The 24,232-nt window shown below is 71.4% G+C and carries 17 protein-coding genes; 12 read left to right on the top strand and 5 right to left on the bottom strand.

Features of this window, described 5'->3' with window-relative positions:
* Positions 1 to 198 precede the first annotated feature (198 nt).
* From ACFYUZ_RS18530 to ACFYUZ_RS18500, 7 genes are all read left to right on the top strand, one after another.
* Entirely contained in the window at positions 199 to 1,668 is a 1,470-nt protein-coding gene (locus ACFYUZ_RS18530) for an MFS transporter (protein WP_389310455.1), read from the top strand.
* A 339-nt stretch (positions 1,669 to 2,007) separates the two neighbouring features.
* Positions 2,008 to 3,066: a magnesium and cobalt transport protein CorA gene (locus ACFYUZ_RS18525; RefSeq protein WP_389310453.1), complete on the top strand. Its 1,059-nt coding sequence runs from the start codon at positions 2,008 to 2,010 to the stop codon at positions 3,064 to 3,066.
* 602 nt (positions 3,067 to 3,668) lie between these two features.
* Positions 3,669 to 3,758: a K(+)-transporting ATPase subunit F gene (gene kdpF, locus ACFYUZ_RS18520; protein WP_033204243.1), complete on the top strand. Its 90-nt coding sequence runs from the start codon at positions 3,669 to 3,671 to the stop codon at positions 3,756 to 3,758.
* Positions 3,759 to 3,766: 8 nt separating this feature from the next.
* Positions 3,767 to 5,431 (top strand): potassium-transporting ATPase subunit KdpA, encoded by a 1,665-nt coding sequence (gene kdpA, locus ACFYUZ_RS18515; RefSeq protein ID WP_389310451.1) that lies wholly within the window; start codon positions 3,767 to 3,769, stop codon positions 5,429 to 5,431.
* Entirely contained in the window at positions 5,428 to 7,566 is a 2,139-nt protein-coding gene (kdpB, locus tag ACFYUZ_RS18510; RefSeq protein WP_389310449.1) for a potassium-transporting ATPase subunit KdpB, read from the top strand. Before kdpA ends, kdpB begins: the two co-directional genes overlap by 4 nt.
* Before the next feature lie 22 nt (positions 7,567 to 7,588).
* Positions 7,589 to 8,221 (top strand): potassium-transporting ATPase subunit C, encoded by a 633-nt coding sequence (locus tag ACFYUZ_RS18505; RefSeq protein WP_389310447.1) that lies wholly within the window; start codon positions 7,589 to 7,591, stop codon positions 8,219 to 8,221.
* A 183-nt stretch (positions 8,222 to 8,404) separates the two neighbouring features.
* The gene (locus tag ACFYUZ_RS18500; protein WP_389310445.1) at positions 8,405 to 10,801 is read left to right on the top strand and encodes a SpoIIE family protein phosphatase; all 2,397 of its coding nucleotides are present in this window, start codon (positions 8,405 to 8,407) and stop codon (positions 10,799 to 10,801) included.
* A gap of 45 nt (positions 10,802 to 10,846) precedes the next feature.
* Here the strand turns inward: ACFYUZ_RS18500 and ACFYUZ_RS18495 are convergent, their stop codons facing one another.
* Complete coding sequence (locus ACFYUZ_RS18495) at positions 10,847 to 11,938, bottom strand: PP2C family protein-serine/threonine phosphatase (RefSeq protein ID WP_389310443.1); 1,092 nt, start codon at positions 11,936 to 11,938, stop codon at positions 10,847 to 10,849.
* 644 nt (positions 11,939 to 12,582) lie between these two features.
* Between ACFYUZ_RS18495 and ACFYUZ_RS18490 the strand changes: the two genes are divergently transcribed.
* The 4 genes from ACFYUZ_RS18490 to ACFYUZ_RS18475 all read left to right on the top strand — a co-directional run bounded on the left by ACFYUZ_RS18490 (position 12,583) and on the right by ACFYUZ_RS18475 (position 16,985).
* A complete protein-coding gene (locus ACFYUZ_RS18490) occupies positions 12,583 to 12,924 on the top strand; it encodes a GNAT family N-acetyltransferase (RefSeq protein ID WP_389310441.1) in 342 nt (113 codons plus the stop codon).
* Positions 12,925 to 13,294: 370 nt separating this feature from the next.
* Positions 13,295 to 14,707, top strand: a complete 1,413-nt coding sequence (locus ACFYUZ_RS18485; protein WP_389310439.1) for a family 2B encapsulin nanocompartment shell protein — start codon at positions 13,295 to 13,297, stop codon at positions 14,705 to 14,707.
* Positions 14,708 to 14,799: 92 nt separating this feature from the next.
* Complete coding sequence (locus tag ACFYUZ_RS18480; protein WP_389310437.1) at positions 14,800 to 16,086, top strand: family 2 encapsulin nanocompartment cargo protein terpene cyclase; 1,287 nt, start codon at positions 14,800 to 14,802, stop codon at positions 16,084 to 16,086.
* Positions 16,087 to 16,100: 14 nt separating this feature from the next.
* Positions 16,101 to 16,985 (top strand): geranyl diphosphate 2-C-methyltransferase, encoded by an 885-nt coding sequence (locus tag ACFYUZ_RS18475; protein ID WP_389310435.1) that lies wholly within the window; start codon positions 16,101 to 16,103, stop codon positions 16,983 to 16,985.
* Positions 16,986 to 17,042: 57 nt separating this feature from the next.
* Here the strand turns inward: ACFYUZ_RS18475 and ACFYUZ_RS18470 are convergent, their stop codons facing one another.
* Positions 17,043 to 18,530: an MFS transporter gene (locus ACFYUZ_RS18470; RefSeq protein WP_389310433.1), complete on the bottom strand. Its 1,488-nt coding sequence runs from the start codon at positions 18,528 to 18,530 to the stop codon at positions 17,043 to 17,045.
* A 156-nt stretch (positions 18,531 to 18,686) separates the two neighbouring features.
* Here ACFYUZ_RS18470 and ACFYUZ_RS18465 point away from each other — a divergent pair, with 156 nt between their 5' ends.
* Complete coding sequence (locus tag ACFYUZ_RS18465; protein WP_389310431.1) at positions 18,687 to 19,124, top strand: MarR family winged helix-turn-helix transcriptional regulator; 438 nt, start codon at positions 18,687 to 18,689, stop codon at positions 19,122 to 19,124.
* A 59-nt stretch (positions 19,125 to 19,183) separates the two neighbouring features.
* On the opposite strand, the gene meaB is transcribed toward ACFYUZ_RS18465, so the two are convergent.
* From meaB to ACFYUZ_RS18450, 3 genes are read right to left on the bottom strand one after another with little or no spacing between them, the layout of a single operon-like run.
* Positions 19,184 to 20,167, bottom strand: coding sequence for a methylmalonyl Co-A mutase-associated GTPase MeaB (gene meaB / locus ACFYUZ_RS18460; protein ID WP_389310429.1), 984 nt, complete (start codon positions 20,165 to 20,167; stop codon positions 19,184 to 19,186).
* Positions 20,164 to 22,338 (bottom strand): methylmalonyl-CoA mutase, encoded by a 2,175-nt coding sequence (gene scpA, locus ACFYUZ_RS18455; RefSeq protein WP_389310427.1) that lies wholly within the window; start codon positions 22,336 to 22,338, stop codon positions 20,164 to 20,166. The genes meaB and scpA overlap by 4 nt, the downstream gene beginning before the upstream one ends.
* Positions 22,338 to 24,149, bottom strand: coding sequence for a methylmalonyl-CoA mutase family protein (locus tag ACFYUZ_RS18450; protein ID WP_389310426.1), 1,812 nt, complete (start codon positions 24,147 to 24,149; stop codon positions 22,338 to 22,340). The genes scpA and ACFYUZ_RS18450 overlap by 1 nt, the downstream gene beginning before the upstream one ends.
* Between the last annotated feature and the right edge of the window lie 83 nt (positions 24,150 to 24,232).

Below are 24,232 nucleotides of genomic sequence, written 5' to 3'. Positions count from 1 at the left end.
GCGTGGCCGGTCACGGTGGCGTGAAGCAGTTCACGGCGGTGGGCCCGAAGGTCCACCGCCGCCCCGGTAGGGGCCGTCCGGGCACCCACGGGACCCCGTCCCGACCGGGCGGCTGTCCGTGCGTACGGCCCGCCGATTCCGGCGGCAGGCCGTACCGGTGCATGCGTGGTCCCGCAAACAACCACTTCGGAGACTGACATGACTGAGATCAACGAACCGGTCGGCCTGACAGGGGAGTTGAGGCCGCGCAGTGCGCCGCGGAGGGGATCGCTCGTCGCGGTCGGCACCCTGCTCGTCATCCTGACCAACGCGATCATGTTCATCCTGCCCCCGCTCCTGCCGGTCATCCAGGCGCAGTACGGACTCACCACCGTGTCCGCCACGATGTGGATCTTCACTCTGCTCACGCTGGGGGGAGGCGCGGGCTACATCCTGCTTCCGCGGCTCGCCGACGTGTCAGGCGATCGCCACGCGTCCGTGTTCGCCTCCGGGTGTCTTGCCGTCGGAGCGCTCGTCCCCGCCGTGGGCGACTCGTACCCGGCCCTGCTCGTGGGGTCCACGGTCATGGGCTTCGGCAGTGCGGCCCAACTGCTGCCCCTGGGCTTCCTGCGGCGGAACCTGGGGGAGGAGGGGATCGTCACGGCGGTCCGCGTCCTGGTCGTCGCCTCGGGAATCGGAATTGTCGTGGGCATGATCGGTGGCGGGCTCATCGTCGAGACCCTGTCCCTGCGCACGTTCTTCTGCATCCTCGCCGCGGCGTGCGCGGCGACCACGATCGCCTCGTTCGCGGCCATCCCCCATGTCCCGCCGGCGGAGTCCGGCGGTCGCATCGGCCTGCTCGGCACGGTGTGGCTGATCACCTGGGTCGGAGCGGTGCTGCTCACTCTGACGCAGGGCCTGGTGTGGGGCGGCGCGGCCGTCATCCCGCTGATCGCCGGTGTCGTCGGTGGACTCCTGTGGGCGCGCGTCGAGCGGAAGTCCCCGGCCGCGGTGTTCGACGTGGTGCTGCTGAAGTCGCCCCTCGTCACCGTGGCGTGCCTGTCGATGGCGGCGTTCGGCGCCGTGAACGCGGCCTTCCTGCTGCTGCTCAGCACGTACAGCCAGGTCGTCCCCTCCTCCCTCCCGCCCGGGGACGCGTACGGTCTCGGGCGCACCGCGCTGCAGACGGGCCGGCTCATGGTGCCCTTCGCGGTGATGTTCGTGGTGGGTGGCAAGGTGGTCGATCGCCTGGTCGCCAAGGGGCGCGGTGCCTCCGTGCTCGTGGTGGGGGCGCTCCTCAGCGCCGTGGGACTCGCCTGGCTCGCGCCGGCCCACGACCGTCCGTGGCACTATCTCGTGGGCGCCGGCGTGATCGGCCTCGGGTGCAGCATGGGGTACGCGGCCGGTTTCAGCATCGCCCAGATGGCGGTGCCCGAGGAGAAGGCCGGGATGGCCGCGGGTGTGGCCGGCACCGCCATGGCGATCGGCATCGCGTTCGGATCGGCACTGATCACCGGCGTGCTGAGCGCCTCGGTCGTCTCCGTTCCCGGCACGGAGGTCGAGGTCGCCGAGAGGAGCCTCTACGGCACGAGCTACTGGATCTCGGCCGGCCTGGCCATGCTGATCGTGGTCGCCGTGCTCGTCTCGCGAGCGCGCAACGGCCGACGCGTGCCCGCCACGACGTCCTGAAGGCCCTCGTCTCGTCGACGGAGAACGCGCAGGATCTTCCGGTCCTTCGTCCGGGCAGACGTGCGCTCGGCACGGGCCCTGACCCTTCGGTGCCCGGCGTCGTCCCCCTCCTGACCACCCAGGAGGGGGCGGCCGGCTCCCCTCCGGTGCCGAACGATCAGGCCGGTACCGCGACAGGCGCCGTCCACGATCCGCCACCGGCCGCGGAGCCGGCACCGGCCGTCAGGACATTCGCGATGAGTCGGAGGAGCATCTCATGCTGTGAGGCCGGTACGGTGCGCTACGCCCCCGGTGGGCGAGAGACGGCGCACGTCGGCCGGCCGTGAGGAGGTGGCGGCCATGATCGTCGACTGCGCGCACTACCAGGACGGACGTCGGCAGCACGAGGGCGCGATGCCGCTGGAGCAGGCGGCCGCGCACTGCAGGCTGGGCGGGTTCGTCTGGCTGGGCGTCTTCGAACCGAGTCCTGAGGAATTGACCCGGGTCCGTGAGGTCTTCGGACTGCACGAGCTCGCCGTCGAGGACGCCCGGACGTTCCACCTGCGGCCGAAGGCCGAGCAGTACGAGGACGGCACCGAACTGATCATCCTGCGCACGGCACGCTATGACGACGAGCGCGAGGAGATCGACACCGGCGAGATCAGCATCTTCCTCGCGGAACACTTCGTGATCACCGTGCGCCAGGGCATCGCGAGCGAGCTGCACGGAGCACGGAGCCGTCTCGAAAGCCGCCCCGAACTGCTGAAGACCGGCAGCACCTCCACGCTGTGGGCCATCTTCGACCAGGTGGTGGACAGCTACGCCCCGGTCGTCGAGGAGCTCGAACGCGACATCGAGCAGATCGAGGCCACCGTGTTCTCCGGGGCCGTCGCCCCGACGCAGCGGATCTACTTCCTCCGCCGCGAGGCGACCGACTTCTACCGCGCCGTACACCCGCTCCTCGCCGTGCTCGGACGGCGCCTGCAGCCCGGCAAGTCGCCGCCCGCGCTCCTGCCGTACATCCGCGACGTGCACGACCACCTCTTGCTGGTCAACGAGGAGGTCGCGGCCCAGCGCGACCTCCTGACCACCGTTCTGGAAGCGAACATCGCGGTGATCTCCGTCGAGCAGAACAAGATCAACCTTCGGCAGAGCGCCACGATGGAGCGTCTCACCATCCTCGCGAGCGTGTTCCTCCCGCTGTCCTTCGTGGTCGGCTTCTTCGGACAGAACTTCGACTGGCTGGTCAGCCACATCACCGGCTTCCCGGCGTTCCTCGTCCTCACCGTCGCCGGGATGCTGCTGCCGTGTCTGATGCTCTACGCATGGCTGCGCCGACGACGCCCCGCCCACCCGCCGGCGCCGACGCCGGAGGTGACCCACAGCGTCCGGGGCGGAGCGGAGGACCCCACGGAGTGAGGACGCCACGGCGAGGTCCTCGTGGTCGCGGTCTGCCACGCGGACCCGCAGAAGCCGGGGCAGCGGCTCCCGCAGGACCAGCGGACCCGCTCCCCGTACTCATCGGGGTTTCGTCAAAGCCCCCTCCGCCCGATGTCGCCGACGCCGTCCCGGACGGAGGCGGGACACGTGGGGCCGCCGCTCGGTCCTGCGAGGTGCGTCATGGCGTTCTCGACGTTCTCGGTCCGTGACGCGTTCGCGGTCGTCGCCGGTGAACGCCGGGCGGCCCGCGTTCCGTTCGGCACGCCGCTCGGTGCCGGACGACTCCCGGGAGCCCTGACGCGGTTCCTGTGCGGTTTTGCCGAGGGGAGCGGGCGGGAAGGGCGACCCGGTTTCGCGTCAAGGGGGCACGAAGCCGTGGGTGAGGCGTCAAGAGCACGTCAGGGGCCGTAAGAGGGGCGTCAACGAGAGCGGTTTCGTGGCCGAAAGGCTGTTTCCTCGTCTGGTCCGAGTATCCGTTCTTCTTCCTTCCGGGAGCTCACGATGGCCGACGTGGCCTTCGTCGTCACCACGGTCGCGGTCTTCGCGCTGGTGGCCTTCATCGCCAAGGGGGTGGCCAAGCTGTGAGTGCCGAGAACATCGTCGGCCTACTGGTCGCGGCCGCCCTGCTGGGTTATCTCGTCCTCGCCCTCGTCAAGCCGGAGAGGTTCTGAGTACGGCCATGAGTCCCGTTCTGGCTGGAATACTCCAGCTCCTCGCCCTGGCCGTCGCCCTCGGTCTCTCCTACCGTCCGCTCGGCGACCACATGGCCGAGGTGTACTCCTCGCAGAAGCACTACCGGCCCGAGAAGTGGATCTACAAGGCCATCGGCGCGAACCCCTCGGTGGGGATGCGCTGGCCGGCGTACCTGCGCGGAGTGCTCGCCTTCTCCGCGGTGAGCGTCCTCTTCCTCTACCTGCTGCAGCGCCTTCAGGGCTCGCTCCCGGGCTCGCTCGGCTTCGTGTCGATCGACCCGGACCAGGCGTTCAACACGGCCGCGTCGTTCGTCGCCAACACGAACTGGCAGTCGTACTACGGCGAGCAGGCCATGGGCCACGTTGTGCAGACCGGCGGCCTGGCCGTGCAGAACTTCGTGTCGGCGGCGGTCGGCATGGCGGTCGCGGTCGCGCTGGTGCGCGGCTTCGCCCGGTCCCGTACCGGTGAGCTGGGGAACTTCTGGGCCGATCTGGTCCGCGGCGTGGTGCGGATCCTGCTGCCGATCTCGGTGGTCGGCGCCCTCGTCCTGGTGGCGTGCGGCGCGATCCAGAACTTCTCCGGCATCCACGAGGTCGGGCAGTTCGCGGGCGGCACGCAGCAGTGGAACGGCGGGGCGGTGGCCTCGCAGGAGGTCATCAAGGAGCTGGGCACGAACGGCGGCGGGTACTTCAACGCCAACTCGGCCCACCCCTTCGAGAACCCCGACGGCCTGTCCAACCTCTTCGAGGTCTACCTGATCCTCGTCATTCCCTTCGCGCTGACGCGGACCTTCGGCCGGATGGTCGGGTCCCTGAAGCAGGGGTACGCGATCCTCGGCACGATGGCCGTGATCTGGCTCGGCTTCACCGCGCTGATGATGTGGACCGAATTCGCGGGCAAGGGAGCGGCGTTCGAGCTCGCGGGCGGGGCGATGGAGGGCAAGGAGACGCGCTTCGGCATCGGCGGCTCGTCGATCTTCGCGGTGGCCACGACGCTGACCTCGACGGGAGCGGTGAACTCCTTCCACTCCTCGTACACCGGTTTCGGCGGCGGGATCACGATGCTGGGCATGCAGCTCGGCGAGATCGCGCCCGGCGGTGTCGGCTCCGGCCTGTACGGCATGCTGATCATGGCGATCATCGCGGTGTTCATCGCCGGCCTGATGGTCGGCCGCACCCCGGAGTACCTGGGCAAGAAGATCGGCACCCGCGAGATCACGTTCGCCGCCCTCTACATCCTGATCACTCCGGCGCTGGTCCTCTGCTTCACGGCGGCCTCGTTCGTCCTGGACACCCCGTCCCACTCGATGACGAACTCCGGCGCGCACGGCTTCTCCGAGATCCTCTACGCCTACACCTCGGGCGCCAACAACAACGGCTCCGCGTTCGCGGGTCTGAACGCCGACACCCGGTGGTTCAACTCGACCATCGGCATCGCGATGCTCCTCGGCCGGTTCCTGCCGATGGCGTTCGTCCTCGCGCTGGCCGGCTCCCTGGCCGGGCAGACGCCCGTGCCCGAGACCGCGGGCACCCTGCGGACCGAGAAGCCGCTGTTCACCGGCCTCCTGGTCGGCACGATCATGATCATCACCGGTCTCACCTACTTCCCGGCCCTCGCTCTCGGCCCGCTCGCCGAAGGGCTCGCGGCATGACCCACGACCTGAAGGACCACGAGGACGACATGTCCGTCACCACTGCTCCCACCACGGCGCCCCACGAGGACCTGCCCGGGGGGCACCACGCTCCCGGGCGGGTCGGCGGCGGCCTGTTCGATCCCCGGCAGCTGATCGCCTCCTTCCCGGACGCGCTCCGGAAGCTCGACCCGCGCGTGATGGTCAAGTCGCCGGTCATGTTCGTGGTGCTCGTCGGCTCGGTGGTCACCACCGCGCTCGCCGTCCAGAACCCCGGAGACCGGTTCGGCTGGGCGATCACCGGCTGGCTGTGGCTGACCACGGTCTTCGCCAACCTGGCGGAGGCCGTCGCCGAGGGCCGGGGCAAAGCCCAGGCCGACACCCTGCGCAAGGCCAAGACCGACACCGTCGCCCGCCGTCTGACGAAGACGGGAGAGGAGCGGGTGCCCGGCACCGAGCTGCGCGTCGGCGACCTCGTGGTCTGCGAGGCCGGCGACGTCATCCCCGGGGACGGCGACGTCGTCGAGGGCGTCGCGAGCGTCGACGAGTCCGCGATCACGGGCGAGTCCGCCCCCGTCATCCGTGAGTCCGGCGGCGACCGGTGCGCGGTGACGGGCGGCACGAAGGTGCTCTCCGACCGGGTCGTCGTCGAGATCACGACGAAGCCCGGCGAGACGTTCATCGACCGCATGATCAACCTGGTCGAGGGCGCGGCACGGCAGAAGACCCCCAACGAGATCGCCCTCGACGTCCTCCTTGCGTCCCTCACCATCGTCTTCCTGCTCGCCGTGGTCACGCTGAAGCCCTTCGCGATTTACGCGGGCGCCGACGGGCAGACCTCGACGATCGTCCTCACGGCCCTTCTCGTCTGCCTGATCCCCACCACGATCGGCGCCCTGCTCTCCGCGATCGGCATCGCCGGCATGGACCGGCTCGTGCAGCGCAACGTCCTGGCGATGTCGGGCCGTGCCGTCGAGGCCGCGGGCGACGTGTCCACGCTGCTGCTGGACAAGACCGGCACCATCACCCTCGGCAACCGGCGGGCTTCCGAGTTCGTCCCGGTCAAGGGGACGACGGAAGCCGAGGTCGCCGACGCCGCCCGGCTCTCCTCACTGGCCGACGAGACGCCCGAGGGCCGCTCGATCGTCGTCCTCGCCAGGGAGAGGTACGGGCTGAGCGAGCGCCACCCGGGCGAGCTCGCCCACGCCACGTGGATCGAGTTCACCGCCCAGACCCGCATGTCGGGCGTGGACGTCGACGGCCGCAGGGTCCGTAAGGGGGCGGCCGGTTCGGTCGTGGAATGGGTGAAGGAGCGCGGCGGCGAAGTCGCGGAGGACGCCCAGGACGTCACCGACACTATTTCCCAGGCCGGTGGCACGCCGCTCCTCGTGGCCGTGGAGGACGACAGGGGCGCGCGCGTCCTGGGCGTCGTCCACCTCAAGGACGTCGTCAAGGAGGGCATGCGGGAGCGGTTCGATGAGCTGCGCCGCATGGGCATCAAGACGGTCATGATCACGGGCGACAACCCGCTGACCGCCAGGGCCATCGCCGAGGAGGCGGGTGTCGACGACTTCCTCGCCGAGGCCACTCCCGAGGACAAGATGGCCCTCATCAAGCGCGAGCAGGCGGGCGGGAAGCTGGTCGCGATGACCGGTGACGGCACGAACGACGCCCCCGCCCTCGCCCAGGCCGACGTCGGTGTCGCGATGAACACGGGCACGTCGGCCGCGAAGGAGGCCGGCAACATGGTCGACCTCGACTCCGACCCGACCAAGCTCATCGAGATCGTCGGGATCGGCAAGCAGCTCCTCATCACACGAGGCGCGTTGACGACCTTCTCGATCGCCAACGACGTCGCGAAGTACTTCGCGATCATCCCGGCGATGTTCGCCGTCGCCTACCCCTCGCTCGACAAGCTCAACGTCATGGGCCTGGCCTCGCCCGAGTCCGCGATCCTCTCGGCCGTCGTCTTCAACGCGCTGGTCATCGTCGCCCTCGTCCCGCTCGCCCTCAAGGGCGTGCGCTACCGGCCGAGCAGCGCCGACTCGATGCTCCGCCGCAACCTCGGCCTCTACGGACTCGGCGGCCTGATCGCGCCGTTCATCGGCATCAAGCTCATCGACCTCCTCCTCTCCCTCGTCCCCGGGCTGCGTTGACCAGAAAGAGTGCTGACCCACGATGAACGACTCAGCAGCGAACACCGGCCGTGTGCTCTGGGCGGGCCTGCGCGCCCTCCTCGCCCTCACCGTGATCACCGGCGTCCTCTACCCGCTCGCCGTCACCGGCGTCGCCCAAGCGGCCTTCCCCGGAAAGGCGAACGGCTCCGAGATCAAGGACGCGAGCGGCAGGGTCGTCGGCTCGGCACTGATCGGGCAGTCGTACGAGGATCTCCGCTGGTTCCAGCCGCGCCCGTCCAACGGACTCGGTGTGAACAGCGTCAACACGCAGTACGAGCTGATCCTCTCCGGCGCCACCAACCGCTCCGGCGACAACGAGGACCTGGTCAGGTGGGTCACCGAAGCCAAGGCCGCCGTCGTCAGGGACAACTCGGTGAACGGCTACACGGTGAAGCCGTCCGACGTCCCCGCGGACGCGATCACCTCCTCCGGCTCCGGCCTGGACCCGCACATCTCTCCCGAGTACGCGAAGATCCAGGTCCATCGGGTGGCCGAGAAGAACCACCTCACCGTCGCCCAGGTCGACCGGCTCGTCGCCGACCACACCGACGACCGCGTCCTCGGCTTCATCGGCGAGCCCCGCGTGAACGTCCTCGAACTCAACGTGGCGCTCAAGGAATCGGCCAAGGGCTGACGGCCCCGTCCCCGACGAGGCGGTGCGCCGGGCCGACCGGGCCGACGAGTACCTCCGGGAACCGGACCGGGCACCGCGTCTCGAAGGCCGGGGGCCGCCCGTCGCCCGGCTCGGCAGATCCCGGACCGCCCGGACCGGATCGAGCGCACTGCGGTCCCGACCGCTCGGAAGGATGATGGGAGCATGGAAGGGCTACCTTTCACTCCTCCCGCCGGGGCGGACGAAGACGGGCACCTCGGTCCGCCCCCGGCCGCTTTCGCCCTGCTCGCCGCGGACGGGGTGCTCGTCGGGTGGAGCCGGGAGGCCGAGGCCCTCCTGGGGTATCCCGCTGCGCAGGTGCTGGGACGCCGGGCGGCGGACCTGCTCGTCACCCCGCGCGCCGAGCGCGACGGACCGGCGGAGCGGCCGCCGGACCAGCGGCTGCGGCTCGACGGGACACGCGGTGCCGTCGTGGACGTGCGCCACCGCAGCGGGGACACCGTACGTGTGGCGGTGACCCTGCATCCCCTGACCCCCGCCTCCGACGGGGACCCCACCGGCCGGGCCCCCTCCGCCGTCCTCATGGCGACCGAGCTGGAGGGGCTCCGCTGGTGGGAGACCCGTCAGGCGATGCTGCAGGGGCTCGTGACCCAGTCGCCGGTGACGCTGAGCATCTACGGTCCCGGCGCGCGCCTCCTGTGGGCCAACGCGTCCAGTGTCCGGGAGCTCGGCGGCGACCTCGCGGCATCGCTGGGCCGCTCCATGACCGAACTCTTTCCCGGCGACGTCCTCACCACCCAGCACCTGGCGCCGCCCGAGGAGTTCGTGCAGCAGATCCTCGAGACCGGTGAGCCGGTCATCGACGTGCGTTTCCGGGGGCGGGCCCCGGCCGACCCGCGGCGTGAGCGCGTCTGGTCCTCGTCCTACTTCCGGCTGCTGGACGGCCGGGGAGAGCCGGTGGGCGTGTGCGAGCAGTCCATCGACGTCACCGGCCACTACCGTGCGCAGCAGCGCCTCGCGCTCCTCGCGGAGGCCGGCGCGCGGATCGGGGCGACGCTCGACCCCTCCGGAACGGCGGCGGAGCTCGCGAAGACCGCCGTGCCGGAGTACGCCGACGCCGTGCTCGTCGACGTGGCGGCGGAAGTGCTCGAGGGAGAGGAACCGAAGCCCGCCACGGCATGGGACCTCGTACGCGTGGCCGATTCCGACGGAGAACCAGCCCGGGTGGGCGAGCGGGTCGCGTACCCCGCCGGATCGTCGCAGGCCGAGAGCCTGGCCGGGGGCCGGTCGACCGCGGACGCCGCAGTCGCGCCGACCCGGCTGTACGTCCCGCTGATCGTGCGGGGGACGCCCCTGGGCCTCGTCACCTTCGTGCGGGGCGACGAATCGGAACCCTTCGACGACGGCGACCGGTCCGTGGCCGAGGAGCTGGCGTCGCGGACCGCCGTATGCATCGACAACGCCCGGCGGTACCGCCGGGAGCGCACCGCCGCGTTCATGCTCCAGCGCAGCCTGCTGCCGCGATCACTGCCCGAGCTGAGCGCGGTCGAGGCGGCGAGCCGCTACCTGCCGGCCGACAGCCACCTCGGCGCCGGCGGCGACTGGTTCGACGTCATTCCGCTTTCAGGGGCCCGTGTCGGACTCGTCGTGGGGGACGTCGTCGGCCACGGACTCGGGGCCGCCGCCACCATGGGACGCTTGCGCGCGATGGTGCACACCCTGGCGGAGCTGGACCTCGCGCCCGACGAACTCCTGGCCAGGCTGAACGATCAAGTCGGCAAGGACGCGTCGGACCAGAACGGGAAGGACGGGGAGGGCAGTGGTGCCGTCGGAGCGACGTGCGTCTACGGGATCTACGATCCGGCCTCGCGGAAGAGCACCTGGGCGGCGGCGGGACACCTGCCGCCGGCTGTGATGCAGCCGCACGGCCCCGTGAGCTTCCTTCGTCTGCCGCCGGGGGCTCCTCTGGGCGTGGGGCGGCTTCCGTACGAGGGCGTGGAAGTGGAGCTCGCGGAGGGAAGCCTGGTCGTCCTGTTCACCGACGGCCTCGTGGAGGCCCGGGGGAAGGGTGCCGAGGTGGGGCTGGACCGGTTGGCGGCCGTACTGGGCGAGCAGCGGGGATCGTCGTCCGACCGGTTGTGCGCCCAGATCGTCGCGGAGCTGGCGTCGGACCAGGTGCAGGACGACGCGACGCTCCTCGTCGTGCGCACCCGTGCGCTGGGGGCGCGCCAGGTGGCGACCTGGGAGCTGCCCTCGGACCCCGCGCTCGTCGCACGCGCGCGTGCGATGGCCGCGGAACAGCTGGAGCGGTGGGGACTGGACGATCTGGCCTTCACCACGGAACTGGTGGTCAGCGAACTGGTCACCAACGCGATCCGTCACGCCTCCGGCCCGATCGGACTGCGGTTGATCCGGGACCGTTCCCTCATCTGTGAGGTCTCCGACTCGCAGCACACCTCACCGCATGCCCGTTACGCGGGCAGCGACGAGGAGGGCGGACGCGGACTGTTCATGGTCGCCCAGCTCACCGAGCACTGGGGTACGCGCTACATGCCGACGGGGAAGACGATCTGGGCGGAACAGGCCTTGCCCGTGCCCTGACGGCCACGCGCCGCCATGCGGCGACACCTCGCCCACGGGCACGGCTCACGGCGTGTGCAGGCGTACGGCCAAGGCGGCGATGTCGTCGTCGAGGTTGCCCCTGCTGTGACGGAGGAGCTCGTGGTGCAGGGCCGTGAGCAGATCACGGGGAGGAGTGGTGGGCTGTCGGCGCATCCATGCCGTCAGCGGGAAGAACTCGCCGTCCCGGGCGCGGGTTTCGGCGATCCCGTCCGTGTAGAGGAGGAGGACCTCCCCGGGAGCGAAGTCGAAGGTGTCCGCCCGGTACTGGTCGCCGATCAGTTCCGCGAGGCTGAGCAGGGGGGAGGGGGCGGACGGTTCGAGGACGCGCACGTTCCTGAGGGTGTGGATCAGGGGCGGGGGGTGTCCGCAGTTGACGATGGTGATGCGGTTGCCTCGATGCGGGATCTCGACGAGCAGCGCGGTGGCGAAGCGTTCCATCGGTGCCTCGGGCGGATGGGCGGCGTTGTGCCGGGCACAGCTGGCGTCGAGCCTGCGGGCGATGTCGGCCATGGAGGCCTCGCCGTGCGCCGCCTCCCGGAAGGCGTTGACGATCGCCGCGGCCGCCCCCACCGCCGGCAGGCCTTTGCCCCGTACGTCGCCGATGAGCAGCCGTACCCCGTAGGGCGTGTCGGCCACCTCGTAGAAGTCCCCGCCGATCCGCGCTTCCGCGGCGGCCGCGAGGTACAGCGATTCGACCTCGACGTTCCGGAAACGGTGCGGCAGGGGCCGCAGCACCACCTGCTGGGCCGCGTCGGCGACGAGCCGTACCTGGAAGAGGGTGCGCTCCCGTTGGAGCCGGACGTGGCTCCCGTACGCGGCGGCCACGGTGACCGCGACGATCCCCCCGCACGTCCACCACGTCCCGAGGTCGGGGAAGACGAGACTGAGGCCGATCATCAGAAGGAGGCAGACGGTCCCGAGGAGGACGGTCGGGAGGACCGGCCACATGGAGGCGGCCAGAGCCGGCGCCGCGGGCAGGAGCCGGCTGAAGGCCAGCTCCGGCGGGGTGGCGTAGGCCAGGCCGGCGATCACGACGGTCAGAATCACCGGCGACAGCCGCACGAGCCTGCCGTAGCCGTGGCTCCGACGGAGCCCCGGCCCTCCGGACTCGATCATGAATCCCAGAGTATCCGCGAGGGGCCCGCTCAGCGACGTGACGAGTGGGCTCCGCGTGTGCCGGAGCACGCCTGCCGGCTCGCGAGGGCGCGACCGCGTGACGCGCCACTGACCCGTGGGGACGGGAAGGTCACGGACGGTGCCGTCGGGTGCCGGGAGCGTCCTCCGCGGGGGCCGGCCGACGGTCTCGGGTCCCGCCCTCGCGGAGGTCTCCGTCCCGCGGCACCGGGTGACGGCGTGGACCGGCTCCGCCGACGCGCCTCCACCGAAGCGGGCCGCGGGGCCGGGGCGCGCCCTGCTCGGCGCAGGGCCTCGCACGCGCACCGGACGGTCGCGGGAACACCCGGGCGCCGATGCCGGCCCCCTGCTGATCCATGCCTGGCGCAAGGGTCACTGACCTGGGATGATGCGGTGTCCGCGCGGGTCGTGGCGGAACCTCACCGGCCGCGGCCACGAGGGCGTCGTCGAGGTCCGCGAGGAGGGGAGAAGGCCTCCGACCGCTTCGGCGAGGTCGACGGCCGCCCGGCGACCGCCTCTCCGCCCCCGCCCTCCCCGGCGCCCGGACCGCCCCGCGCGGGAACCCGCGCACCACCGACCCGCGACTCTCCTTCCCATCGACCCGCCCACCCACGAAAGGCACTCCCATGACCGAGCAGGCCAGCACCCCCGTCGTCCGGCGCGTGGACCCCCGGCACCGGTACGAGATCCTCGTCGACGGCGAACGCGCGGGCCTGACGGCCTACCGCGACCGCGACGACCGGCGGGTCTTCTTCCACACCGAGGTCGACGAGGCCTACGCGGGTCAGGGCCTGGCCTCGATCCTCGTCGAGCAGGCCCTCACCGACGTCCGCGCCTCCGGGATGCGCATCGTCCCCGTCTGCCCCTACGTGGCGAAGTTCCTGAAGAAGCACGACGAGTTCGCGGACATCACCGACCCGGTGACGCCCGAGGTCCTCCAGTGGCTGGACGGACAGCTGAAGCGCTGACACCCGGTCAACACGACGCACGCGAAGGCGAACGCTTCCCCCGGACGGACCAGTCGCGCGCGCCCGGGGCCGCGGGCCCCCCGCTCCGGGGGGCCCGCGGGCGACCGAAGCGGCGGATCCGTGGCGCGTCGCTGGCCGACTCTCCGTCGGTTGGCCTGAATCCTGCTGGCCACCGGGATAAACATCGTTTCGAGCAAGATCACCACAAGGAGGTAATGCTCTCGGACTCCCTCAGCGAGGCGGGCTCGGCGGCCGTTACTGTTCCCCGAGATCTGGACGGATTCCCGGATCTTCGCCCCCCTTTATCTTCTTTCACCGTTTTTCAGCCCCCGCGTGCCGAAAACCGCCCTCGCGAAGGAGAGCTCGCCCGATGACCGTTGACGACCGCCCGGACGTACAGTCGGCGCCGCCCCGGCAGTCCAGTCTGAGCACCGCGGCCGCCCGCAACCTCGCCACCACCACCAAGTCCGCCCCGCAGATGCAGGAGATCAGCTCCCGCTGGCTGCTGCGGATGCTCCCCTGGGTGGAGACCAAGGGCGGGGCCTACCGGGTCAACCGCCGGCTGAGCTACACCGTCGGCGACGGACGCATCGACTTCGTCCAGGACGGCTCCCGCGTCCGCGTCATCCCCCGCGAACTCGGCGAACTCGCCCTGCTGCGCGGCTTCGAGGACGTCGACGTGCTCCACGCGCTCGCCGACCGGTGCGTCCAGCGCGACTTCAACGCCGGCGAGGTGCTCGTCCAGCGCGGGACGCCCGCCGAGCAGATCCACCTGATCGCCCACGGCCGCGTCAACCAGACCTCCGTCGGCAAGTACGGCGACGAGGTCGCCGTCGCCACGCTCGCCGACGGCGACCGCTTCGGCGAGAACGCCCTGCTCGACGGCGACGCCGGCTGGGACTACACGGCGACCGCCGAGACCTCCGGCACCCTGCTCACCCTCTCCCGCGCCGACTTCGCCCACGTCCTCGCCTCGGCGCCGAGCCTCCAGGCCCACATCCACGAGTTCAGCTCGCTGCCCGAGCAGCGGCAGAACAAGTACGGCGAGGCCGAGATCGCCATGTCGGCCGGCCACAAGGGCGAGGCCGAGATCCCCGGCGCCTTCGTCGACTACGAGCTCAGGCCGCGCGAGTACGAACTCTCCGTCGCCCAGACCGTCCTCAAGGTCCACACCCGGGTCGCCGACCTCTACAACGGGCCGATGAACCAGACGGAGGAGCAGCTCAGGCTCACCATCGAGGCGCTCCGCGAGCGCCAGGAGCACGAGCTCATCAACAACCCGGAGTTCGGCCTGCTCCCCAATGCCGACTTCAAGCAGCGGATCCAGCCGCACTCCGGCCCGCCCACCCCGGACGACCTCGACGAGCTCCTCTGCCGCCGCCGCAGCACCAAGCTCTTCCTCGCCCACCCGCGGACGATCGCGGCGATCGGGCGCGAGTGGAACCGTGCCGGGCTCTACCCCGACACCATCGAGCTCCAGGGGCACCGGGTCCCGGCCTGGCGCGGAGTGCCGATCCTGCCCTGCAACAAGATCCCCATCAGCAAGGAGAACACCAGCTCGATCCTCGCCATGCGTCTCGGCGAGGACAACCAGGGCGTCATCGGTCTGCGCCAGACCGGTCTGCCCGAGGAGTACGAGCCGGGTCTGTCGGTGCGGTTCATGGGCATCAGCGAGCAGGCGATCATGTCGTACCTCGTCACGACGTACTACTCCGCCGCCGTCCTGGTCCCGAACGCGCTCGGCGTCCTGGAGAACGTGCAGATCGCGCGCCGACGCGACTAGCCCCCCGCAGGCCACCACCACCCGGACCATCCGGGCCGGGCCGGCGTGCCCGGAATCCGGGACGGCCCACCCCTCTTCCCAAGGAGTCACGGATGCCCGATCCCGGGCTTTCCCCTCTGCAGTCCAGCCTGCCCGGCGCCTCGGCCCACTTCGGGACCCACGTCCTCGCCGCCGCCGCGGCCCGCGCCGAGGCCGAGGCCCTCGGCCTCGCCCACCCGCAGGCCGTCCCCACCGACGTCCCCACCGCGGTGCCCCCGGCCGAACCCGCCGCCGTCCGGCCCGACGTGACGAGGGTCCTGGGCGGTCCCACCGGCCTGGGCACGGCGAGCCTGTCCCTGGTCCCGCGCGAGGAGCTCCCCCGCGAGGCACCCCCGGCGCCCCCAGCCGCGGCGCCGGCGGACGCCCTGATCATCCCGGGCCTCTACTGGCACCCGATCCCGGAGCCCGACCCGGTGCGGGTGGAGGAGGTCAGCCTCCGGATCAAGTCGTGGGCGGTCGACGAGGTCCAGCTGTTCCCCGAGGACTGGGAGGGCCAGTTCGACGGGTTCTCCGTCGGGCGCTACATGGTCGCCTGCCACCCGGACGCCCCGACCGTCGAGCACCTCATGGTCGCCACCCGGCTGATGGTCGCCGAGAACGCCGTCGACGACATCTACTGCGAGGACCACGGCGGCTCGCCCATCGGCCTGGGCGGGCGCCTGCTCCTCGCGCACACCGCCCTGGACCCGCTGCACTCGACGGCGGAGTACCAGCCGCAGTGGGCGGAGTCGCTCCGCGCGGACGCGCCCCGGCGCGCCTACCGCTCCGCCATGGAGTACTTCGTCCGGCAGGCGACCCCCTCCCAGGCCGACCGGTTCCGGCACGACATGGCCCGGCTGCACCTGGGCTACCTCGCCGAAGGCGCGTGGGCCGAGACGGACCACACGCCCGAGGTGTGGGAGTACCTGGTGATGCGGCAGTTCAACAACTTCCGGCCGTGTCCCACCATCACCGACACCGTCGGCGGCTACGAACTCCCCGCCGACCTGCACGCCCAGCCGGCCATGCAGCGGGTCCTGGCCCTCGCCGGCAACGCCAGCACCATCGTCAACGACCTGTACTCGTACACCAAGGAACTCGCCAGTCCCGGCCGGCACATGAACCTGCCCGTCGTGCTCGCCGAGCAGGAGTCCCTCTCGGAGAAGGACGCCTATCTGAAGGCCGTCGAGGTCCACAACGACCTCATGCGCGACTTCGAGGCCGCGTCCGCGGAACTGGCCGCCGCCTGCCCCGTCCCCAGTGTCCTCCGCTTCCTGAAGGGAGTGGCCGTGTGGGTGGACGGCAACCACTACTGGCACCAGACCAACACGTACCGCTACAGCCTGCCCGATTTCTGGTAAGAACGGATTCATCTGTGACCAACACCGAGCTCCCCACCGTCAACGGCACCTCCGCGTTCGTCCCCGGCCCGGCGACGCCGTACCAGGGAGACATCGCCCGTTACTGGAACGCCGAGGCGAGGCCCGTGAACCTGCGCCTCGGTGATGTCGACGGGCTGTACCACCACCACTACGGCATCGGGGCCGTCGACCACGCCGCCCTCGGGGACGTCGAGGACAGCGAGTACGAGAAGAAGCTGATCGCCGAGCTGCACCGCCTGGAGTCGGCGCAGGCCGAGCTCCTCCTGGACCACCTGGGCACCGTCGGCCGCGAGGACACCCTCGTCGACGCCGGCTGCGGCCGCGGGGGTTCGAGCGTCATGGCCCACCTGCGCTTCGGCTGCAAGGTCGAGGGCGTCACCCTCTCCTCCACGCAGGCCGACTTCGGCAACAAGCGCGCGAAGGAGCTGGGCATCGAGGAGCACGTCCACGCCCAGGTCTGCAACATGCTCGACACCCCCTTCGAGAAGGGCAGCATCACCGCCTCGTGGAACAACGAGTCGAGCATGTACGTCGACCTGGACGACCTGTTCGCCGAGCACTCCCGGTTCCTCAAGGTCGGCGGCCGCTACGTGACCATCACCGGCTGCTGGAACCCGAAGTACGGCCAGCCCTCGAAGTGGGTCTCCCAGATCAACGCGCACTTCGAGTGCAACATCCACTCCCGCCGTGAGTACCTGCGCGCGATGGCCGACAACCGGCTCGTCCCGCAGGCCGTCATCGACCTCACGCCGGACACCCTGCCCTACTGGGAGCTGCGGGCCACGTCCTCGCTGGTCACCGGCATCGAGGAGGCGTTCATCGAGTCGTACAAGGACGGCTCCTTCCAGTACGTCCTGATCGCCGCCGACCGCGTCTGACCCGACAGCGGCACGGAAGAGGGACGGGCCCGTCGTCCGACGGGCCCGTCCCTCTCGTCATGCAGCGGCCGCCTTCTCCTTCTCGGCGGCCGGCGCGCTCACCCGCTCGGTACGGGGCGCCTGGCCGGCCCGCAGGCCGAGGCGGGCGATGACGGCGACGAGCGCGAAGGCGACGGCGCCGATCCCGAAGGTGAGGGTGAAGCCGGACTCGGCGGGCAGGGGCGGGACGCCGGCGGGCAGGTGCTCGATCGTCTTCGACGCCAGGATCGTGGTGACCACGGCGCTGCCGATCGCGCTGCCGGTGGAGCGGGAGATGGAGTTGATGCCGTTGGCGATGCCGCTCTGGTGGTGCGGGACGCTCGCCATGATGACGGCGGGCATGGCCGCGTATCCGAAGCTGACGGCCGCGCCGACGATCACGCCGGCGCCGATCACCGAGGCGGTGTGGCCGTGGTCGAGGCCGAGCCAGCCGAAGCCCACGGCGCCCAGGGCGGCGGCCAGGGACAGCGCGGTGCGCGGACCGCGGTGGCGGACGAGCCGGCCGCCGATCGGCGAGGCGAGCAGGGAGACGATCGCGCCGGGCAGCAGGAACTCGACGGAGGCCCGCAGGACGGACGCGCCGAAGCCGTAGCCGGTGAGGGCCTCGGGCATCTGGACGAGGTACGAGACGCCCAGGAAGTTCGCGAACATGCCGAAGCCGACGAGGACGCCGGCCAGGTTGGCCATGAGCACCGGCCGGTGCACGAACATCCGCATGTCGACGAGGGGCTCGCGGACCTTGAGCTCGGTGAGGACCCAGACGACGGTCATGACGGCCGCGGCCGCGAAGCTGCCGAGGGTGCGGCCGGAGGTCCAGCCCCACTCGTGGCCCTGCGAGATCGGGAGCAGGAGCAGCAGCAGGGTGGCGCCGAGGGTGAGCGCGCCGAGGAAGTCGGTGCGGCCGCCGGTCTTGTGGCGGGTCGCGGGGACCAGGAACACGACCGCGAGCAGGGCGATCGCGGCGAAGCCCGTGGCCATCCAGAAGGCGCTGCGGTAGTCGGCGTCGGAGCCGGAGGTGAGCAGGCCGGTGGCGACGAGCGCGAGGCCGCTGCCGAAGGCCAGGGTGCCGCTGACGAGGGACATCGCGCCGGGCAGCTTCTGCGGGCGGACCTCCTCGCGCAGCACGGACAGGGCCAGCGGGAAGATCGCGGTGGCGGCGCCCTGGAGGACGCGGCCGAGGATCAGCAGGGGGAGCGAGGTCGCCAGGGCGGCGACGACGGAGCCGGCGACCATGACGCCGAGGACGGCGACCAGGGTGGGCTTCTTGCCGTGCTGGTCGCCGAAGCGGCCGAGCAGCGGGGTGAAGACGGCGGCGGAGAGCAGCGTGGCGGTGGTCACCCAGCTCACGTTCGCGGCCGAGGTGCCGAGGTCGGCGCGGATGAGGCCGAGGATCGGGACCGGCAGGGTCTGCATCATCGACACGACCATGGCGGCGAGGCTCAGCGCGAAGACGACGAGCGTCTCGCGCCGGGGGTCGGCGGCGGGCGGGGTGGTCTCGTGACTCATGTGTGGGTGGCCTTCTCGGTGCTTCACGTCGTAGATCTTTGATGTCATCAAGTAATACGACGAAGGTAGGCCCCGATGCTTGAGGAGGTCAAGTAAATGCTTGAGGTCCTTAAGTAAACAATTGATAATGTCAAGGGTCTTGAGTACGCTCGAAACATGAGCGCGACGACCCCCGAGACGCCCACCAAGCTCCAGCTGCTGGAGCTCCTCGCCGCCATCGGCACGGCCCAGTGGCGCGACTTCGCCGCGGCCGCCGCCCACCACGGGCTGACCTCCACCCAGGCCAAGGTGCTCGCCCAGCTCAACGGCCCCCTGCCGATGCGCGCCCTCGCCACGCTGCTGGTCTGCGACGCCTCGAACGTCACCGGGATCGTGGACCGCCTGGAGGCACGCGGCCTCGTGCGCCGCGAGGCCGACGCCTCCGACCGGCGCGTCAAGAACGTCGTGGCGACCGACGAGGGCCGGGACGTCATCCGGCGGGTCCGCGAGGAGATGCAGGCGACCCACGGCGCCCTCGACACGCTCGGCGCGGAGGACAGCGCCACCCTGTACGCCCTGCTCGCCCGGCTGCGCCCGGGCATGGAGGACGCCTGACCCCGGGCACGGAGAAGGGCGCCCGAAGGGAATCCCCTCCAGGCGCCCGTACCCCCGCCTCAGTCCCGGCGCTCCCCGAAGGCCCGCAGGATCTCCTCGGCGGCCAGGGTCGCCGTCAGCTCGCCGCCCCTGACCCGCCGCTCCAGCGCGGGCGCGGCCTCCTGGACCGCCGGGTCGGTGTGCAGCCGCCGCAGCAGCTCGTCGCGGACCATCGACCAGGTCCAGTCGACCTGCTGGTCCTGGCGCTTGGCCGTGAGACGGCCCGTCGAGTCGAGGAGCAGCCGGTGCTGCCGCAGTCGCTCCCAGACCTCGTCGAGGCCCGCCGACTCCCGCGCGCTGCAGCTCAGGACCGGCGGCGTCCAGACGGCGTCGGCGCCGTGCATCAGCCGCAGCGCGCCCGCCAGCTCACGCGCGGCGGCGCGGGCGTCACGCTCGTGCGGGCCGTCCGCCTTGTTGACGGCGACCACGTCGGCCAGCTCCAGGACGCCCTTCTTGATGCCCTGGAGCTGATCGCCCGTACGGGCCAGGGTGAGCAGCAGGAACGAGTCGACCATGTTCGCCACGGCGGTCTCGGACTGGCCGACGCCCACCGTCTCCACGAGCACCACGTCGTACCCCGCGGCCTCCATCACGACCATCGACTCCCGCGTCGCCTTCGCGACGCCGCCGAGCGTGCCCGCGCTGGGGGAGGGGCGGACGAAGGCCGCCGGATCGACGGCGAGCCGCTCCATCCGCGTCTTGTCGCCGAGGATGGAGCCGCCCGTACGGGTCGACGACGGGTCGACGGCGAGCACCGCCACCCGGTGCCCCAGCCCGGTCAGCATCGTCCCGAACGCGTCGATGAAGGTCGACTTCCCGACCCCCGGCACCCCGCTGATCCCGATCCGCACGGCCTTGCCGCTGTGCGGCAGGAGCTCCGTGAGGAGCTCCTGCGCCAGCGCACGGTGCTGGGGGCGCGTCGACTCGACGAGGGTGATCGCACGGGCGATCACCGCCCGCTTCCCGTCGAGCACGCCCTTCACATACGTGTCGAGACCGATCACAGGTCGTGTCCGAGGTCGGCCGCCAGCCGGGTCACCAGGTCGTGGGCCGCGTCGGGGATCACCGTCCCCGGCGGGAACACGGCCGCAGCGCCCATCTCCAGGAGCGTCGCCACGTCCTGCGGGGGGATGACACCGCCGACCACGATCATGATGTCCTCGCGGCCCTCCGCCGCCAGCTCCTCCCGCAGCGCCGGCACGAGGGTGAGGTGCCCCGCGGCCAGCGACGAGACCCCGACGATGTGCACGTCCGCCTCCACGGCCTGGCGGGCCACCTCGGCCGGGGTCTGGAACAGCGGGCCGACGTCCACGTCGAAGCCCAGGTCGGCGAAGGCGGTGGAGATCACCTTCTGGCCGCGGTCGTGCCCGTCCTGGCCCATCTTGGCGACCAGGATGCGCGGCCGGCGCCCCTCGGCCTCGCCGAAGGCGTCGACCAGGGCCCGGGTGCGCTCCACGGAGGGGGACTCGCCTGTCTCGTTGCGGTACACACCCGAGATCGTACGGATCTGCGCCGCGTGCCGGCCGTACACCTTCTCCAGGGCCTCCGAGATCTCGCCGACGGTGGCCTTCGCGCGGGCCGCGCGCACCGCGAGCTCCAGGAGGTTGCCGTCGCCGCCCGCGGCCCGGGTGAGCGCGTCGAGCGCGTCCCGGCAGGCCGTCTCGTCGCGCTCCTCGCGCAGCCGCCGCAGCTTGGCGATCTGCTGGGCGCGGACGGAGGAGTTGTCGACCTTGAGGACGTCGATCTGCTCGTCGGACGCCACCCGGTACTTGTTGACGCCGATCACCGGCTGCCGTCCGGAGTCGATCCGGGCCTGGGTGCGGGCCGCGGCCTCCTCCACGCGCAGCTTGGGGATGCCCGCGTCGATGGCCTTGGCCATGCCGCCGGCCTGCTCGACCTCCTGGATGTGCTGCCAGGCGCGGCGGGCCAGGTCGTACGTGAGCTTCTCGACGTACGCGCTGCCGCCCCACGGGTCGATCGTCCGGCAGGTGCCGGACTCCTGCTGGAGGAGCAGCTGCGTGTTCCGCGCGATGCGCGCCGAGAAGTCGGTGGGCAGCGCGAGCGCCTCGTCGAGGGCGTTGGTGTGCAGCGACTGGGTGTGGCCCTGGGTGGCCGCCATCGCCTCCACGCACGTCCGCGTGACGTTGTTGAACACGTCCTGCGCGGTCAGCGACCAGCCCGAGGTCTGCGAATGCGTACGCAGCGAAAGCGACTTGGCGTTCTGCGGGTCGAACTGCTTGACCAGCTTCGCCCAGAGGAGCCGGGCCGCTCGCAGCTTGGCGATCTCCATGAAGAAGTTCATGCCGATCGCCCAGAAGAACGACAGGCGCGGCGCGAACGCGTCCACGTCGAGCCCGGCCTCGCGCCCCGCCCGGATGTACTCCACACCGTCCGCCAGCGTGTACGCCAGCTCCAGGTCGGCCGTCGCGCCCGCCTCCTGGATGTGGTAACCGGAGATGGAGATGGAGTTGTAGCGCGGCATCCGCTGCGAGGTGTACGCGAAGATGTCGGAGATGATCCGCATCGACGGCCCGGGCGGGTAGATGTACGTGTTGCGGACCATGAACTCCTTGAGGATGTCGTTCTGGATGGTCCCGGCCAGCTTCTCGGGCGGTACGCCCTGCTCCTCGGCGGCCACGATGTACAGCGCGAGGACCGGAAGCACCGCGCCGTTCATCGTCATCGACACGGACATCTTGTCCAGCGGGATGCCGTCGAACAGCTGCCGCATGTCGTAGATCGAGTCGATGGCCACGCCGGCCATGCCGACGTCACCGGTGACGCGCGGGTGGTCGCTGTCGTAACCGCGGTGGGTCGGCAGGTCGAAGGCGACCGACAGGCCCTTCTGGCCGGCCGCGAGGTTGCGCCGGTAGAAGGCGTTCGACTCCTCGGCCGTGGAGAAGCCCGCGTACTGGCGGATCGTCCAGGGCTGGTTGACGTACATCGTCGGGTACGGGCCGCGCAGGTACGGGGCCACGCCCGGCAGGGTGTCCAGGAAGTCGAGGCCCTCCAGGTCCTGCCCGGTGTAGAGCGGCTTGACGGCGATGCCCTCCGGGGTCTCCCACAGCAGGTCGTCACCGCCCGCCGCCTTCTTCACGGCCGAGCGCCACTCGTCGGGACCGCCGGCGGCGGCCTGTGCCCCGAGCTCGATCCCGGAGAAATCGGGGATGGACATCAGGACACTCCCATGCGGTCGAGGGCGGTGGAGAGCAGGGCGACGGCGTCACAGCCGGCGAAGACGTACGTGTCGACACCGGCGTACGACCCGGGGCGCCCCGCGAGGAGGACGTGCTCGGCCCCGGCCGCGCGCAGCTCCCCGGCGGCGGCCTCCGCCCCCTCCTCGTACAGCGCGTCGCTGGAGCACAGGCAGGCCTCGCGGGCGCCGCTCTCCTCGAACGTGCCCTCGGTGACGGCCTCGATGCCGCCCGCCTGGAAGAGGTTCGCGGCGAAGGCGAGCCGGGCCGAGTGCGCGGCCGCCGGGCCGAGCGCCGCCAGGTAGACGCGGGGCCGGGCGCCGGTCGCCGCGAGGTGCGCGTCGGAACGGGCGCGCAGCGCCTCGTACGCCTCGTCGCGCCGCACGCGCGGGAGGCCGCCGGCCGACGGCTCGGGCGCGGGCGCGCGGTCCACGGGCTTCTCCGCGAGGTGCGGGAACTCGCTGACGCCGGTGATGGGTTCGCGGCGGGTGGCGAGCTTCCTGCTGCGCGCGGCCCAGGTCTCGGCGAGCCGTTCGCCGACCGCGCCGGAGCGCAGCGCGGCCTCCTGGCCGCCGTCCCGCTCGATGTCCTGGAAGAACTCCCAAGCGGCGTGCGCGAGTTCGTCGGTGAGTCGCTCCACGTACCAGGAACCGCCCGCCGGGTCGATCACCCGGGACAGGTGGGACTCCTCGATGAGGACGCTGGAGGTGTTGCGGGCGATCCGGCGGGAGAACGCGTCGGGCAGGCCCAGCGCGTCGTCGAAGGGCAGCACGGTGACGCTGTCGGCGCCGCCCACGCCCGCCGCGAGCGTCGCGATGGTCGTGCGCAGCATGTTCACCCACGGGTCGCGGCGCGTCATCATCACCGGCGAGGTCACCGCGTGCTGGCGCTGCGCGCCCGCCTCCGGGGCGCCGCAGGCCTCGGCCACCCGGGCCCACAGGCGGCGCGCGGCGCGCAGCTTCGCGATCGTCAGGAACTGGTCGGCGGTGGCCGCGTAGCGGAACTCCAGCTGACCGCACGCCTCCGTGACGCTCAGTCCGGCCTCGGTCAGCCCGCGCAGGTACGCGACGCCGGTCGCGAGCGAGCAGCCCAGCTCCTGCGCGGCCGAACCACCGGCCTCGTGGTACGGCAGGGCGTCCACGGTCAGGGCCCGCAGCCCCGGGTACCGGTCGGCGCAGCGGCGCGCCAGACCGGCCACGGACGCGAGGTCGTACGCCGCGCGGCCGGTGCGGGCCTCGTGGCCCAGCGGGTCCGCACCCAGGTTGCCGCGGGCCGCCTCCGGGGCGACCCCCCGCTCCTCGTACAGCCGCAGCAGCCGCTCGGCGGCCGCCTCCGTCTCGTCGCCCGCGTCGAGGACGACGGGCGCGAGGTCGAGGTAGACGCCCTCGAGGACGCCGTCGAGCGAGGACACCGGGATGCCGGTGCCGCCGACCGAGAGCCAGAGGGAGGTGACGCCGTTCTCCAGGTCGGCGAGGACGGCCTCGCCGTCGGCCGCCGCGTGGAGCTGGCGCACGTCCCAGCCGTCGGTCGTGTTGCCCTCGGCGCGCCCGCCGCGCACGAAGGGCGCGAAGCCGGGCAGGCCGGGGTCGGGCGCGGTGTCACGCGCGGTGTACAGCGGGCGGGTGGCGAGGCCGTCCTCCAGCAGAGTGGACAGGGCGTCCTCGGCGGCGGCGCCGGAGACCTCCTTGCCCGACTTGCGCAGGACGCCCGCCACGAGGTTTTGCCACTGCTCGTGTGGCGCGTCTGGGAATTCGGACGCCAGGGAGAGCCCGTCGTCAGGCAGGACCGTCATGGCTCGGATGCTAGGGGAGATCCACAAAGGAGCAGGAGGGCGTACGACTGTGACCTTCTTCTCTTCCGCGTCCCGAGACGGCT

The sequence above is a fragment of the Streptomyces sp. NPDC004266 genome (genome assembly GCF_042874095.1).
Lineage (GTDB): Bacteria > Actinomycetota > Actinomycetes > Streptomycetales > Streptomycetaceae > Streptomyces.
Note: the sequence above shows the minus strand (reverse complement) of the source record. Positions and strands in the feature narration are given on the sequence as shown.

Excerpts from the sequence above, each read along its gene's own strand:
- ACFYUZ_RS18530 (WP_389310455.1), top strand. The coding sequence starts at position 199 with ATGACTGAGATCAACGAACCGGTCGGCCTGACAGGGGAGTTGAGGCCG.
- ACFYUZ_RS18525 (WP_389310453.1), top strand. The coding sequence starts at position 2,008 with ATGATCGTCGACTGCGCGCACTACCAGGACGGACGTCGGCAGCACGAG.
- kdpA (WP_389310451.1), top strand. The coding sequence starts at position 3,767 with ATGAGTCCCGTTCTGGCTGGAATACTCCAGCTCCTCGCCCTGGCCGTC.
- kdpB (WP_389310449.1), top strand. The coding sequence starts at position 5,428 with ATGACCCACGACCTGAAGGACCACGAGGACGACATGTCCGTCACCACT.
- ACFYUZ_RS18505 (WP_389310447.1), top strand. The coding sequence starts at position 7,589 with ATGAACGACTCAGCAGCGAACACCGGCCGTGTGCTCTGGGCGGGCCTG.
- ACFYUZ_RS18500 (WP_389310445.1), top strand. The coding sequence starts at position 8,405 with ATGGAAGGGCTACCTTTCACTCCTCCCGCCGGGGCGGACGAAGACGGG.
- ACFYUZ_RS18495 (WP_389310443.1), bottom strand. The coding sequence starts at position 11,938 with ATGATCGAGTCCGGAGGGCCGGGGCTCCGTCGGAGCCACGGCTACGGC.
- ACFYUZ_RS18490 (WP_389310441.1), top strand. The coding sequence starts at position 12,583 with ATGACCGAGCAGGCCAGCACCCCCGTCGTCCGGCGCGTGGACCCCCGG.
- ACFYUZ_RS18485 (WP_389310439.1), top strand. The coding sequence starts at position 13,295 with ATGACCGTTGACGACCGCCCGGACGTACAGTCGGCGCCGCCCCGGCAG.
- ACFYUZ_RS18480 (WP_389310437.1), top strand. The coding sequence starts at position 14,800 with ATGCCCGATCCCGGGCTTTCCCCTCTGCAGTCCAGCCTGCCCGGCGCC.
- ACFYUZ_RS18470 (WP_389310433.1), bottom strand. The coding sequence starts at position 18,530 with ATGAGTCACGAGACCACCCCGCCCGCCGCCGACCCCCGGCGCGAGACG.
- ACFYUZ_RS18465 (WP_389310431.1), top strand. The coding sequence starts at position 18,687 with ATGAGCGCGACGACCCCCGAGACGCCCACCAAGCTCCAGCTGCTGGAG.
- scpA (WP_389310427.1), bottom strand. The coding sequence starts at position 22,338 with ATGTCCATCCCCGATTTCTCCGGGATCGAGCTCGGGGCACAGGCCGCC.
- ACFYUZ_RS18450 (WP_389310426.1), bottom strand. The coding sequence starts at position 24,149 with ATGACGGTCCTGCCTGACGACGGGCTCTCCCTGGCGTCCGAATTCCCA.